Below are 211 nucleotides of genomic sequence, written 5' to 3'. Positions count from 1 at the left end.
GTGTGGCCGATCACCCTCTCAGGTCGGCTACGCATCGTCGCCTTGGTAGGCCATTACCCCACCAACTAGCTAATGCGCCGCAGGCCCATCCACAAGTGACAGATTACTCCGTCTTTCCTCCTTCTCCCATGCAGGAAAAGGATGTATCGGGTATTAGCTACCGTTTCCGGTAGTTATCCCTGTCTTGTGGGCAGGTTGCCTACGTGTTACT

Annotated in this window: 1 rRNA gene; it reads right to left on the bottom strand. The window is 54.5% G+C overall.

Annotated elements, in window-relative coordinates:
* Positions 1 to 211, bottom strand: a 16S ribosomal RNA gene (locus LCF57_RS23225); the annotation flags it as partial.

The organism is Paenibacillus sp. BJ-4 (genome assembly GCF_020404765.1).
Classification (GTDB): domain Bacteria; phylum Bacillota; class Bacilli; order Paenibacillales; family Paenibacillaceae; genus Paenibacillus.
The sequence above is the reverse complement of the archived record's forward strand: the minus strand, read 5'-3'. Positions and strand labels throughout refer to the sequence as shown.